Origin of the sequence: Pseudomonas abyssi (assembly GCF_002307495.1) — a bacterium.
In the GTDB taxonomy this organism is placed as follows: Bacteria; Pseudomonadota; Gammaproteobacteria; order Pseudomonadales; family Pseudomonadaceae; genus Halopseudomonas; species Halopseudomonas abyssi.
In genome coordinates, this window is the sequence record NZ_NTMR01000012.1 from 143,656 (window position 1) to 156,140 (window position 12,485).

A 12,485-nucleotide genomic window follows, 5' to 3' on the forward strand; every position below is an offset into this window, starting at 1 on the left:
CGCCGACTCACGGATGTGGAACACTGACGCGCTGAATCTGTCTCAGCACTGCCAGAGAAATTGGAAAACGCTGATGTTGCGCGCCCTGCTACTGCTATTTACCTTCGTACTCCCCCTTACCCTGAGCGCCGCACCCGCGACCATCGACTGGCTCGACCTGCTGCCAGCCGAGGACTACCAGGCCATGCTGGACATGCCGGAAATCGACCACGGCAGCGGTCTGGACAGCGAGGGCGACTTTACCCAGAGCCTGCGCCAGCGGGATGACAGCCTGCCCGAGGTGATGTACTCGACCCGCGTGGTCAGCGACTACGACGGCCGCTCGGTGCGTATTGGCGGTTACCCGGTGCCGCTGGAAACCGATGCCGAAGGCCGCTACCTGAGTTTCTTTCTGGTGCCCTATGCCGGCGCCTGCATTCACGTACCACCGCCACCGCCCAACCAGATCATCCTGGTCGACTATCCCGATGGCATCGCGATCGACGATATCTACCAGCCATTCTGGGTGCAGGGCACCCTGCACATCAGCCAGACCAGCAACCAGCTGGCCGACGCCAGCTACGCCCTGTCCGCCGAGCGGGTGTGGCTCTACGACGGCGAATAAGCGCGCAGCAGAACGCGCTTGGTGAGTAAGCAAATCGCCCAGCCGGGTGGCCCCACGCCAGCACCGAATCCGTTATGCTGTGGCCAACTCATCGTTGGCCCGCTCACAGGGAGCCTTTTGTACATGCATATTCTGATTGGCTTGGTCGGCCTGTTCATCCTGATTGCCACCAGCCTGCGCCGCTGGTTGCTACGGCGCGAAACGCCGCAGGTGCAAGCCATCGACTTTCAGGGTGAGCTGTATCAGGTGGGTCAGGCTTGCGTTGCCCGCCAGGGGCCGGAGGATGCATCGCAGTGCGTCATCGTAATGCCGGGTTTTGTCGAGAACTTCCTGTATTTCACGGCGTACTATCAGGATCCTGCCCTGCAGCTGATCATGCTGACCAGCGCCGACTACCATGTTCCGGTCAACCGTCCACGCTACCAGAAGGCCGCGTGGGTTGCGCCACTGCGCTCGCGCCCCGGTACCATCGCCTATGACGCCGAAGTGCTCAACCAGGCCCTGGAGCACCTGGCTACCGCTCGTCAGATCCGCGTGCACGGCCACTCCCGCGGCGGAGCGGTCATCCTGGAAGCGGCGCGCCAGCGTCCGGAGTTGTTCAGCCGGGTCGAGGTCATCCTGGAAGCGCCGGTGCTTCCTCAGGGCAAGCCCTTCCGTGAGGTGCCCAGAGCCGCACGCTGGTTCCTGCCGTTCTATCTGTTTGCCTGGCAACAGCAACCTATATCGCCCAGCAACCGCCACCTGTTTGGGCCGCTGGATGACCCGCGCAAGCGAGAGCTGGTCAGCGCCCTGCCGTTCAACCCGCGCCACGGCAAGACCTTTGTCGACAATATCCTCGACCTGGCAGACTGGATGGAGCGCACCCCCACCGACATCTACCAGCACCTGCAGCGCGGCGCCATCCTGGTCCCGGAGAAGGACCGTATTCTGCAGGCTCAAGCGATGCGCCGCAGCGCGGACCAGGCAGAGAACCTGCAAATCATCCAGGTCCCGGACTGCAGCCATCTGATCACTCAGGACCGCCCCGACTGCATCCCACCGCTGGCGGAGTCCTGATCGTGGGCTGGCAGTTCGAGCCGGTCGGCATCATCCACTCCTGTTTCGCCGAGAAGTTCGCCATCCCGCGCCAGCCACTGCTGGCCCCGGCGGCCACCGCCACCCTGGAGTTGCTGCCCCCCTTTGACCAGCCCGAGGCGCTGGAAGGCCTGGAAGGCGTCAGCCACCTGTGGCTGTTGTTCGTTTTTCACGCTGCTGGCCACGGCAGCAAGCACCTGCGGGTACGCCCGCCGCGACTCGGCGGCAACCAGCGTATCGGCGTGTTCGCCAGCCGCGCCACCCACCGGCCCAACCCGATCGGCCAATCGGTCGTGCGGCTGGATGGCATCGTCGACGGACGCCTGCTGCTGTCCGGCGTCGACCTGCTGGACGGTACCCCGATACTCGACATAAAACCCTACGTGCCCTATGCCGATGCCATTGCCGATGCCCACAACCCGCTCGCCGCTGCGCCCCCTGCCCCCATCGCGGTCGACTGGCACGATGTCGCTCGCGAGCAGGCCGAGGCCCAGCAGCGGCGTCTGGGTCAGCCGCTGGTGGCGCTCATTGAGCAGTGCCTGGCACAGGACCCGAAACCGGCCTACCAGACACCCGATGCCGGACGCGAGTACGGTGTGCGCTTCTGGGACGTCAACGTACGCTGGCACTACCCCGCCCCCGAACGCATCTGCGTGCTGGGCGTCGAGCCGGTCTGACCTGCCGCAGGTGGCAGTAGCCCAAGGGCGCGGTATACTCGGGCCACGTTGATTCACAGGGTCGTGTACACGCCATGGAGCAGCTGTATTTCTCGCCAATGCTGCTGGGCATCTGCCTGCTGGTTGCCATCGCGCTGTGCGCCACGGCCCTGTTCCGGACCGTGCCCGGCGAGCCCGGCCCGGGGTTCTGGCTGGCCGGCTGCTGGAGCCTGATCGCCGGCATCGTCCTGTTTCTGATCTTCGTGATAACCCGCAACCCGGTGCTCAACGTACTGGGCAACGCCCTGCAGCTCGCAGGAGAGGCGCTATTTCTGCTGGGTATCTTTCGCTTTTTCGGCCGCCGAGTGCCCTGGTGGACACTGCCAGCGAGCACCGGCGTCATGGTGCTGTTCAACAGCTGGTACTGGCTGGCCAATGGCAGCTCCGATTTGCTGATGGGGGTGTACTCCAGCATTGCCGGGTTGCTTCCGCTGCAAGCCATCATGCTGCTGCTGCACGAAAGCCGCGACCCGGCAACCCGTCCGGCCCGGCTGCTGGTCACCGTCGGTCTGCTGATCTACAGCGCAGTAACCCTGCTGCGCGGCATCCTTGGCTACCGCAACTGGTGGCTCGATGCAGCCTATGTTCAGCCCTACGAGTCATTCAGCTACCTGCTGTCTTACAATTTCGCCCTCCCCGCGCTGGTTCTCGGTTTTGTCGGCTGCTGCCTGATGACTACCCAGCGCGTGCTGGCGCGCAGTCAGCAGTTGGCTGCACAGCTGCAGGAACAGACCTTCCGGGACCCGCTGACCGGCGCCTTCAACCGCCGCGCCTTCCATCGGCAGCTGGCCGATGAAGTGGCTCGCAGTGAGCGCTACGGCAGACCGCTGTGTCTGGCCATTTTCGATCTGGACCATTTCAAGCAGCTGAACGACCAGCTCGGTCATCAGGCGGGTGATCATGCCTTGCAGCATTTTGCTGCCCTGTGCCAGCAGCAGGCACGACATAGCGACCTGTTTGCGCGCTTTGGCGGCGAGGAGTTTGTACTGCTGATGCCCGAAACCTCAGCAACCCAGGCCAGCCATTCGCTGGAACGCCTGCGCCAACTGGTCGAAGCGCACCCGTTCCAGTACCGGCAGCAACGCTACAACCTGCGCGTCAGCATCGGCCTGGCGCAACGGCAGATGAGCGACAACGCTGACCAGTTGCTGCGTCAGGCGGACCTGGCCCTGTACCAGGCCAAGAGCCAAGGCCGGAACCAGCTCCAGCTGTGGTCAGCCGAGCCAACCGTGGCATACTGAGCCACCTGCCCACACCAAGGATCTTGCACCGTGTTCAACCTGGGCCACGCCACATTATTGCTCGTATGCGCCCTTGCCGGCTGGTGGCTCTGGCGAGCCCTGGGCCAGGGTGATCAGGCCCTGCAACGCGTGCGACAGCACTGCGAGCGTGCTGACGTGCAGCTACTGGACGACAGCGTGGCGCTCAGCTCAGTGCGTGTCGGGCGCAACCGCCGGGGCATGCCCGGACTGATTCGCCGCTACAGCTTCGAGTTCACCGTCACCGGCGAGCACCGCTACAGCGGCCATCTTGACCTGCATGGCCTGCAGGTACTGCAGATCGAACTGGCGCCGCACCCGTTTCCGGGCAGTGACGCCCCGTCCGCAACGCCACACGGCGCTGGCGAGAGGCAAGGCGCCAAGATTCATAAAATTTATTAAAGCAACAACATAAAGTTATTTTGTCTATTTGTTAGTTCCACGTGGAACCCTTCTCCTGATGCTCAGCCAAATTCCGACACACCTGATCGCCGGTCCGCTTGGCGCCGGCAAGACCAGCTTGCTGCAGAACCTTCTGGCGCAACGTCCTGCGGACGAACGCTGGGCTGTGCTGATCAACGAGTTTGGTCAACTGGGGCTAGACCGCGCGCTGCTGCAGTCCAGCACAGAATCGGGAGTCAGCATGGCGGAAATACCCGGCGGCTGCCTTTGCTGCGTAAATGGCGTGCCTTTTCAGGTCGGCCTGGGCCGCCTGTTGCGCAAGGCACGACCTGACCGCTTATGGATAGAGAGTTCCGGACTGGGCCACCCTGCCGAACTGCTGCAGCAGCTGGCGCGCGAGCCCTGGCAAGGCGTGCTAGACCTGCAACCACTGTTGATGGTGGTCGATGCCGGCCAACTGGCAAGCGGCGAGCCCCTGCCGGACAGCCAACAGCGCAGCCTGCCCCTCGCAGGGCTGCTGATAGCCAATCGTACCGATCTGCTCAGTGCCCAGACGCTGGCACAGCTACGCAGCACCTGGCCACAGGCTCTGCCCTGCGTACACGCAGCCATCAGCTGGGCAGACATACCACGGCACCCAGCCCCGGCGCCAAGCGCCGAGTTAACAGTACCTGCCGGGCAACCGATCGGCCAGATCGCCTTGCTGCCGGGTCAGTGGCAACGCCACGCCCAGTTGCAGCAAGCGCCCTACAGCCTTGCCTGGCGTGTCGCCAGTGACCAGTGCTTTTCGCTTGAATTGCTGCAACAGTGGCTCGCCAACCTACCCTGGCAGCGAGCCAAAGGCATCCTGCACACTGATAAAGGCTGGAAAGCCTGCAATCTGCTGCCAGGTCAACCGATCACCTGGACTGACAGCGCCTGGCGACAGGACAGTCGGCTCGAACTGATCTGCGCCGATCTACCCGATCCACAGCAGCTTGAACAGGGCTTGCGGGCGACCTGTCGCAGCCAGTAAGGTGGCGTTTTTGCCGGCGCTATCATGACCCGTTTCCTCATTCTCGCCCTGTCACTGCTGAGCCCTGGCGCCTTTGCCAGCGCCTGCCTGATCGAGTCCTCGGATGACCAGTTGCCCATTCGCCTATGCCAGGCCAATCGCAGCATTCCCGACGGCTTGTTCGAGCAACAGTTCTGCCAGCCGCAGATTCCCGACCGCAGCTTCCAGGTGCAGTTGCTGGAGGCCTGCCCAAGCGGCGCCTACGGTGTCTGCGCCGGCGCGCATACTGAAGGTGTGGGATATCAGCAGGATATTCACTACTACAGCGACGCAGAGGATGCGCCGGTGCTGCAGGCCTATTGCGAGCAGGTCAGCCGGGGCCAGTGGCAAATACCCTCCTCGCCCTGAGCTAGGGTCTATTGCATTGGCGCTGTCGGCGGCAGCCCTGACATGTCCAGCTGGTCGCCCTCTTCCAGCCCCAAGCGCGCAACACTGCCTGCCGGCAGCTCTATCACCCAGCGCAGTGGCTGCGCCGCCTGGTAGAGGGCACACGGCAACTCGGCACACGGCGGGACCTCGGCGAACACATGGCGAATCTGGCCGCTGTCGGCAACAAACACCAGATCCAGGCTGATCAGCATGTTGCGCATCCAGATGGCCGGCTGGGTGCCGGCAGGAAAATCAAACAGCATGCCGGTACCAAAGGGCAGATCAGACACCCCCATCAGGCCCTGACGACGGCTGTCTGGATCAGCCACATAGGTGAGCTCAAAGGCGGTGTTGCCCAGCATCACAGAGCGCGTGCCGGCCTGAGCACCGGTGCACGCCAGCACGGCCACAACCATGAATAACAGACTTGTCTTCACAGGGTATCTTTCAGCAGGTTCTGATAGACCAGATTGGTCAGGTACAGGCGGTTCTGTTCGCTCAGCTCAACAAACTCCACCCCGGTGGCAACCTGCTGCTCCTGAGCGTCTTCCACGGTCACTGCGCGCACACGCGCATCCACCGTCATATACACATCCAGCCCCGAAGGGTTGATGCGGAAGGACAACTTCAGCTCTTCGTCCTTGTTGGCAAAGGGTTTGGCGGACACCAGACGTGCCCCACCCACGCTGATATCGGTCATGCGAGCCGAACCCTGGGCGCCGTTCTGGCGGACCACCGCCGTGACCAGATCCACCGATGCGCGGGCCGAGCTACGGATACGCATGGACTGCACGGTCTCAGGGTAGGCCAGATGCAGGTAGGGAAAGGGCGACAGACTGGATTTAAGTACACGGGTCTTGTAGGCCACCGCGTCCTTACCCACAAAGCCGCGGACCAGAAACTGCTGGCCTTCCTTCACGAACACCAGCTTGCCCTGCACCGTCGGCGCGGTCACCAGCAGGCTGACCGGCGCGTGAAAGCCGATCATGCGCACCTGATAACGCTCGGCACTGTTGCTGTTCATGGTCTGCAACTGCACGGCGTCGCCCGGCGCCAACTGGATCTGCTCCAGCGTGGATACGGTTGCACCCTCTCCGTTGCTTGCCTGCTCTGCCGCACCGCTACGAAACAGACCCAGTTTGACCAGTTGCTTGAGCAGCGAACGGTTCTCTACCACCTTCGACTGGGCAAACAGCACCTTGCCATCAGCATCGACAACGTTCCACGGCAACGGCTTGCCGACGGGGATGTCTTCTTCAGTCAGCGCGATCATTGGCACAAAACAGCTCCGATCCAGAATTCCAATTGGCATCAAATGTATCAGCGTCCGGACGGCGCGGCTATATGCTGTTGTAGCCAAATCAGATGTACAGGTCCGCCCGGGTCAGCGGCAGGTTGTGCCCGCCACCTTGAAGCGGCTTGACCGCCAGTATCTGATGAATGTTCATCCAGTTGTGCGCGAACCCGTAGGCGCATCCAGCCAGGTAAATACGCCAGATTCGCAGGCTACGTTCGCCCACCAGGGCCCTTGCCTGCTCCAGTCGCTCTTCCAGATTGTGGCTCCAGTGCTGCAAGGTGTGGGCATAGTGCAGCCGTAGACTCTCCACATCGACCACCTCCAGACCCTGCTCGCTCATGCTGCCAATCGCGGTCGCCAGGTGCGGCAGCTCTCCGTGAGGAAACACATAGCGCCCAATAAAGCGTCCTGCGCCGCGCCCTACGGGCCTGCCATCGACATACCTGGCCGTGATGCCGTGGTTGAGCACCAACCCACCCGGACGGACCTGCTCGGCCAGAATACGAAAGTAATCATCCAGATTGGCGTGCCCGACGTGCTCAAACATGCCAACACTGACGACCTTGTCATACTGCTCCCCGCCCGGCAGATCGCGGTAGTCGCACAGCTCCAGTCGTACCTGCTGGCTCAGCCCCTGGGACCGCACCCGCTGATTGCCCAGCTCCAGCTGCTGTTCACTTAACGTAATGCCGTGCACGCGCACGCCGTATTCCCGTGCGGCATGACGCGCCAGAGCGCCCCAACCGCAGCCCACGTCCAGCAGGTACTCGCCGCGATGCAGTCGCAGCTTGCGACACAGATGATCAAGCTTTTGTACCTGCGCGCGGGCCAGCGAGTCCTCCGTATGGCGGAAATAGCCACAGGAATAGACCATCTCCGGGTCCAGCCAGAGCGCATAGAAGCTGTTGGACAGATCGTAGTGGTAGGCGACCGCCTGAGCATCGCTCTGACGGTCATGGGGGACGGTTGCAGGCGGGTCGCCGGGGGCATTGACCACCAGCGACTGACTCAGTCGGTCAGCAATGGCCATTGCCTCCGGCAACGGCCCGTGGATATCCAGGCGTTCTTCGATATAGGCCTCGCCGAGTGCATCCAGCGTCGGCCGCTGCAACTCGGCGAGTAAGGCTGGATCGCGTATCCGCAGCTCCACTGTGGGTGACTGTGCCAGATCCAGCGATTCGCCATCGGGCAGGCTGATCCGCAGCGGCAGCTGCAACGCACCAAGGGTGCTGGCCAGTTGGGCAAGCATGGCTATTCCCCGTGAGATGTTTACCCCACTATAGAACAGCCAGGCGGCGGGCCTCAGGACTTGGTTGGATGCTTCCAGCCGTCGATGTTGCGCTGGCGTGCGCGGCTCACGGCCAACGTGTCTGCCGGCACATTGGTGGTGATGGTCGAGCCCGCCGCGGTGGTGGCTCGCGCGCCTATGGTTACCGGCGCTACCAGCGCGGTGTTGGTGCCGATAAAGGCACCTTCCTCAATGGTGGTCAGGTGCTTGTTCACGCCATCGTAGTTACAAGTGATGGTGCCGGCACCAATGTTGACGTCCGGGCCGACGACCGCATCGCCGATATAGGACAGGTGGTTAACCTTGGCGCCTGCGCCGATGTCAGCCTTCTTGGTTTCGACAAAATTCCCGATCTTGGCGCCCGCCTGCAGGCGCGTGCCGGGACGCAATCGGGCATAGGGGCCCACATCACAACCGCTCGCCAACTCGGCGCCATCGATATGGCTGAAGGCCTTGATGTGGCTGCCGGCACCGATATGGCAATCACGCAGGACACAGTTGGGCTCGATGATCACGTCGTCCTCGATCACCACGTGCCCTTCCAGAACCACGTTGATGTCGATGCTGATATCACGTCCCACGCGGACGTCGCCACGCACATCAATGCGCGCCGGATCCGCCAGGCTGACACCTTCGGTCATCAGTCTCTCGGCCTGACGACGACGGTACTCGGCCTCCAGAACCGCCAGTTGCACCCGGTTATTGGCACCCAGCACCTCGTATTCGTCGACCGCGTGAGCGACCTCAACCGGAATCTGCTCGGATACTGCCATGGCCACGACATCGGTCAGATAGTATTCACCCTGGGCATTCTGATTGGACAGACTGCCCAACCAGCGAGCCGCGTGCTTGCCCGGCAGCGCCATGATGCCGGTATTGCCCTCGCAGATGGCCAGCTGCTCGGCGCTGGCATCTTTCTGCTCAACAATCGCCTGCACCTGCCCTGCGGCGTCACGCACAATGCGCCCATAGCCCGTCGGATCAGCCATGGTCACGGTCAGCATGCCCAACGCCTGGGCGCCTGCCTGGCTGCTCAACTGCTGCAAAGTGTCGACGCGCAGCAAGGGCACGTCGCCGTACAACACCAGCACCTGATCAGCCCCCTCGGTGCCCGGCAGCGCCTGTGCCACAGCGTGACCAGTACCCAATTGCTCGGTTTGCAGTACCCAGTGGATATCCTCGGCGGCCAACCGTTCACGCACCAACTCGGCACCGTGGCCAATCACTACATGAATCCGCGTTGGTGACAGGCTGCGCGCGCAGTCAATGACATGCCCCAACATGGGCTTGCCTGCCACCGGGTGCAGTACCTTGGGCAGTTTGGAGCGCATACGGGTGCCTTGACCGGCGGCTAGAATGACAACGTGCAGATTCATGGGAACGTCCTGTCGGAAAAAAAGAGTTCGCGCATTCTAGCAAAGCTTCAAGCCTCAAGCCTCAAGCTACACAGGATCGTCGGACCAGCCATGCAGATAAATAGCCGACGGTCGTTGTCGCTAACGAGAAGCAAAAAAAACCGCGCGGCTTGGCGCCGAGCGGTTTTTTTGCAGCTGGCGGCTTGTAGCTTGCCGCTCGCCTTACCGGTTGTTAAGCGCCGGTCCGCCGTACTTCTTGCGCAATTCCTGCACGGTCCGCAATTGGGCCGCCGCCTCGGCGAGACGGGCAGAAGCCGAACCATAGTCGAATTCTGCGCCTTTCTCGTTGAGAGCGCTTTCAGCGGCTTTCTTTGCTTCCAGAGCAGCTGCCTCATCGATGTCGCCAGCACGGATAGCCGTGTCGGCAAGCACCTTGACCACGCTCGGCTGAACTTCCAGGAAGCCGCCAGAGATGTAGAACACCTCCTCTGTGCCATCCTGTTTGATCACCCGAACCGGGCCCGGCTTGAGGTCGGTCAGCAGCGGCGCGTGACCGGGCATGATGCCCAGATCACCCAGGTTGCCGTGTGCGATGACGCGTTCAACCAGACCTGAGAACAGCTCTTCTTCCGCGCTTACGATATCGCAGTGCACTGTCATAGCCATTGTATCGCCTCGGTTCAGCGCCCCCTTGCGGGGGCGCACCCATTACAGTTTCTTCGCTTTCTCGATCGCTTCGTCGATGGTACCAACCATGTAGAAGGCCTGCTCGGGCAGGTGGTCGAACTCACCCTTGAGGATGCCGCCGAAGGCACGAATGGTTTCTTTCAGCGGGACGTACTTGCCGGGTGCACCGGTAAATACTTCAGCAACGAAGAACGGCTGGGACAGGAAGCGCTGGATCTTACGAGCACGGGCTACCAGTTGCTTGTCTTCTTCAGACAGCTCGTCCATACCCAGAATCGCGATGATGTCCTTCAGCTCCTTGTAGCGCTGCAGAACATACTGAACGCCACGCGCAACGTCGTAGTGCTCTTGGCCGATAACCAGCGGATCCAGCTGACGAGAGGTGGAATCCAGCGGGTCTACAGCCGGGTAGATACCCAGGGACGCGATGTCACGGGACAGTACCACGGTCGCATCAAGGTGAGCGAAGGTGGTGGCCGGAGACGGGTCAGTCAGGTCGTCCGCAGGTACGTATACGGCCTGAATGGAGGTGATGGAACCGGTCTTGGTGGAGGTAATACGCTCCTGCAGAACGCCCATCTCTTCAGCCAGAGTCGGCTGATAACCTACCGCGGACGGCATACGACCCAGCAGAGCGGATACTTCGGTACCGGCCAGGGTGTAACGGTAGATGTTGTCGATGAACAGCAGAACGTCACGACCTTCGTCACGGAACTTCTCGGCCATAGTCAGACCGGTCAGTGCTACGCGCAGACGGTTACCCGGCGGCTCGTTCATCTGGCCGTATACCAGAGCTACCTTGTCCAGTACGTTGGAGTCCTTCATCTCGTGATAGAAGTCGTTACCTTCACGAGTACGCTCACCCACACCGGCGAATACCGAGTAACCGCTGTGCTCGATCGCGATGTTACGGATCAGCTCCATCATGTTGACGGTCTTGCCTACACCGGCACCACCGAACAGACCAACCTTACCGCCCTTGGCAAACGGGCAGACCAGGTCGATAACTTTGATGCCGGTTTCCAGCAGCTCGTTGGAGCCAGCTTGCTCGTCGTAGCTCGGAGCCGCGCGGTGGATACCCCAGCGCTCTTCTTCGCCGATCGGGCCAGCTTCGTCAATCGGGTTACCCAGCACGTCCATGATACGGCCCAGGGTCTTGACCCCGACCGGCACGGAGATGGCTGCACCGGTGTTGGCGACGGTCAGACCGCGCTTGACACCTTCGGTGGTACCCATGGCGATGGTACGTACGATGCCATCACCCAGTTGCTGCTGGACTTCCAGGGTCAGACCCTGATCGGTCACCTGCAGCGCGTCATACACCTTCGGCACGTCTTCGCGCGGGAATTCCACGTCGATGACGGCGCCGATGATTTGAACGATACGTCCGCTACTCATTTGTTGGTTCCTCTAAATGGTTGAAACCGTTCCGGTTAAACCGGGTCGCCTCAAACCGCGGCGGCGCCGCCGACGATTTCCGAAATTTCCTGCGTGATCGCTGCCTGACGAGCCTTGTTGTAGATGAGCTGCAGATTGTTGATGAGCTCACCGGCGTTGTCAGTCGCGTTCTTCATCGCGATCATCCGGGCTGCCTGTTCACAGGCATTGTTTTCGACCACAGCCTGGTAGACCTGGGACTCGATGTACCGTACCAGCAGTCCATCAAGCAGTTCCCGGGCATCGGGCTCGTACAGATAGTCCCAGCTGCCTTTCTGTGCGCCTTCGTCTTCGGAGGGCACCAGCGGAATCATCTGTTCCACTTTGGGCTGCTGAACCATGGTATTGACGAAGCCGTTGGAGACCAGGTACAGACGGTCGATGCGTCCTTCGTTGTAGCCGTCCAGCATCACCTTGACGCTGCCGATCAGGTCGTTCAACGCAGGCTTTTCGCCCAGGTTGCTGATCGCCGCGACAACATTGCCGCCGTAGCTACGGAAGAAGGAAGCGCCCTTGCTGCCGATAACACAGAGTTCGGTTTCGACGTTACGGTCACGCCATTCTTTCATGCTGTTGACCAGAGCCTTGAACAGGTTAGTGTTCAGGCCGCCGCACAGACCGCGATCCGTGCTCACCACGATGTAACCCACACGCTTGACTTCACGCTCTTGCATGAACGCGTGGCGGTACTCGGGGTTGGCGTTGGCCAAATGACCGATCACCTGCTGGATACGCTCAGCGTACGGGCGGCTGGCAGTCATGCGCTGTTGTGCCTTGCGCATCTTGCTGACCGCCACCTTTTCCATGGCGCTGGTGATCTTCTGCGTACTTTTAATACTCGCGATCTTGCCGCGAATCTCTTTTGCGCCTGCCATGTCACACCTTTCCAGGTTTGCCCTTGGCCGGATCGCGCGAAGCGGGGCTCAGCTCACGCTGCGCCCCG

14 protein-coding genes are annotated in these 12,485 nt (G+C 61.6%); 7 read left to right on the forward strand and 7 right to left on the reverse strand.

What is annotated here, in order from left to right:
- The first annotated feature begins 76 nt into the window (after positions 1–76).
- From CNQ84_RS11095 to CNQ84_RS11125, 7 genes are all read left to right on the forward strand, one after another.
- Positions 77–604, forward strand: a complete 528-nt coding sequence (locus CNQ84_RS11095; protein WP_425439965.1) for a DUF3299 domain-containing protein — start codon at positions 77–79, stop codon at positions 602–604.
- A 123-nt stretch (positions 605–727) separates the two neighbouring features.
- A complete protein-coding gene (locus CNQ84_RS11100; RefSeq protein WP_096004936.1) occupies positions 728–1,660 on the forward strand; it encodes an alpha/beta fold hydrolase in 933 nt (310 codons plus the stop codon).
- Positions 1,661–1,662: 2 nt separating this feature from the next.
- Positions 1,663–2,355 carry a tRNA (N6-threonylcarbamoyladenosine(37)-N6)-methyltransferase TrmO gene (gene tsaA / locus CNQ84_RS11105; RefSeq protein WP_096004937.1) on the forward strand — a complete coding sequence of 231 codons (693 nt, stop codon included), beginning with the start codon at positions 1,663–1,665 and terminating at the stop codon, positions 2,353–2,355.
- 74 nt (positions 2,356–2,429) lie between these two features.
- On the forward strand, positions 2,430–3,635 hold the full coding sequence (locus CNQ84_RS11110) for a diguanylate cyclase (protein WP_096004938.1): 1,206 nt from the start codon (positions 2,430–2,432) through the stop codon (positions 3,633–3,635).
- A gap of 30 nt (positions 3,636–3,665) precedes the next feature.
- A complete protein-coding gene (locus CNQ84_RS11115; protein ID WP_096004939.1) occupies positions 3,666–4,055 on the forward strand; it encodes a DUF3301 domain-containing protein in 390 nt (129 codons plus the stop codon).
- A gap of 58 nt (positions 4,056–4,113) precedes the next feature.
- Positions 4,114–5,070: a CobW family GTP-binding protein gene (locus tag CNQ84_RS11120; protein WP_096004940.1), complete on the forward strand. Its 957-nt coding sequence runs from the start codon at positions 4,114–4,116 to the stop codon at positions 5,068–5,070.
- Positions 5,071–5,094: 24 nt separating this feature from the next.
- Complete coding sequence (locus CNQ84_RS11125) at positions 5,095–5,457, forward strand: hypothetical protein (protein WP_065336022.1); 363 nt, start codon at positions 5,095–5,097, stop codon at positions 5,455–5,457.
- Between the two features lie 8 nt (positions 5,458–5,465).
- On the opposite strand, the gene CNQ84_RS11130 is transcribed toward CNQ84_RS11125, so the two are convergent.
- The 7 genes from CNQ84_RS11130 to atpG all read right to left on the reverse strand — a co-directional run bounded on the left by CNQ84_RS11130 (position 5,466) and on the right by atpG (position 12,417).
- A complete protein-coding gene (locus CNQ84_RS11130) occupies positions 5,466–5,915 on the reverse strand; it encodes a DUF192 domain-containing protein (RefSeq protein ID WP_133065895.1) in 450 nt (149 codons plus the stop codon).
- Entirely contained in the window at positions 5,912–6,751 is an 840-nt protein-coding gene (locus CNQ84_RS11135) for a flagellar brake protein (protein ID WP_165771274.1), read from the reverse strand. The genes CNQ84_RS11130 and CNQ84_RS11135 overlap by 4 nt, the downstream gene beginning before the upstream one ends.
- An 88-nt stretch (positions 6,752–6,839) precedes the next feature.
- Entirely contained in the window at positions 6,840–8,024 is a 1,185-nt protein-coding gene (gene cfaB / locus CNQ84_RS11140) for a C17 cyclopropane fatty acid synthase CfaB (RefSeq protein ID WP_096004943.1), read from the reverse strand.
- Positions 8,025–8,077: 53 nt separating this feature from the next.
- Positions 8,078–9,439, reverse strand: a complete 1,362-nt coding sequence (glmU, locus tag CNQ84_RS11145) for a bifunctional UDP-N-acetylglucosamine diphosphorylase/glucosamine-1-phosphate N-acetyltransferase GlmU (protein WP_096004944.1) — start codon at positions 9,437–9,439, stop codon at positions 8,078–8,080.
- A 201-nt stretch (positions 9,440–9,640) separates the two neighbouring features.
- Positions 9,641–10,084 carry a F0F1 ATP synthase subunit epsilon gene (locus CNQ84_RS11150; protein WP_096004945.1) on the reverse strand — a complete coding sequence of 148 codons (444 nt, stop codon included), beginning with the start codon at positions 10,082–10,084 and terminating at the stop codon, positions 9,641–9,643.
- A 42-nt stretch (positions 10,085–10,126) separates the two neighbouring features.
- Positions 10,127–11,503, reverse strand: a complete 1,377-nt coding sequence (gene atpD, locus CNQ84_RS11155) for a F0F1 ATP synthase subunit beta (protein WP_096004946.1) — start codon at positions 11,501–11,503, stop codon at positions 10,127–10,129.
- 50 nt (positions 11,504–11,553) lie between these two features.
- Positions 11,554–12,417 carry a F0F1 ATP synthase subunit gamma gene (atpG, locus tag CNQ84_RS11160; RefSeq protein ID WP_083728477.1) on the reverse strand — a complete coding sequence of 288 codons (864 nt, stop codon included), beginning with the start codon at positions 12,415–12,417 and terminating at the stop codon, positions 11,554–11,556.
- Positions 12,418–12,485: the final 68 nt, after the last annotated feature.

What these genes read in the sequence shown, in the direction of transcription:
- CNQ84_RS11100 (WP_096004936.1), top strand. Translation starts at nt 728, where the DNA reads ATGCATATTCTGATTGGCTTGGTCGGCCTGTTCATCCTGATTGCCACC.
- CNQ84_RS11110 (WP_096004938.1), top strand. Translation starts at nt 2,430, where the DNA reads ATGGAGCAGCTGTATTTCTCGCCAATGCTGCTGGGCATCTGCCTGCTG.
- CNQ84_RS11120 (WP_096004940.1), top strand. Translation starts at nt 4,114, where the DNA reads ATGCTCAGCCAAATTCCGACACACCTGATCGCCGGTCCGCTTGGCGCC.
- CNQ84_RS11125 (WP_065336022.1), top strand. Translation starts at nt 5,095, where the DNA reads ATGACCCGTTTCCTCATTCTCGCCCTGTCACTGCTGAGCCCTGGCGCC.
- CNQ84_RS11135 (WP_165771274.1), bottom strand. Translation starts at nt 6,751, where the DNA reads ATGATCGCGCTGACTGAAGAAGACATCCCCGTCGGCAAGCCGTTGCCG.
- cfaB (WP_096004943.1), bottom strand. Translation starts at nt 8,024, where the DNA reads ATGCTTGCCCAACTGGCCAGCACCCTTGGTGCGTTGCAGCTGCCGCTG.
- glmU (WP_096004944.1), bottom strand. Translation starts at nt 9,439, where the DNA reads ATGAATCTGCACGTTGTCATTCTAGCCGCCGGTCAAGGCACCCGTATG.
- CNQ84_RS11150 (WP_096004945.1), bottom strand. Translation starts at nt 10,084, where the DNA reads ATGGCTATGACAGTGCACTGCGATATCGTAAGCGCGGAAGAAGAGCTG.
- atpD (WP_096004946.1), bottom strand. Translation starts at nt 11,503, where the DNA reads ATGAGTAGCGGACGTATCGTTCAAATCATCGGCGCCGTCATCGACGTG.
- atpG (WP_083728477.1), bottom strand. Translation starts at nt 12,417, where the DNA reads ATGGCAGGCGCAAAAGAGATTCGCGGCAAGATCGCGAGTATTAAAAGT.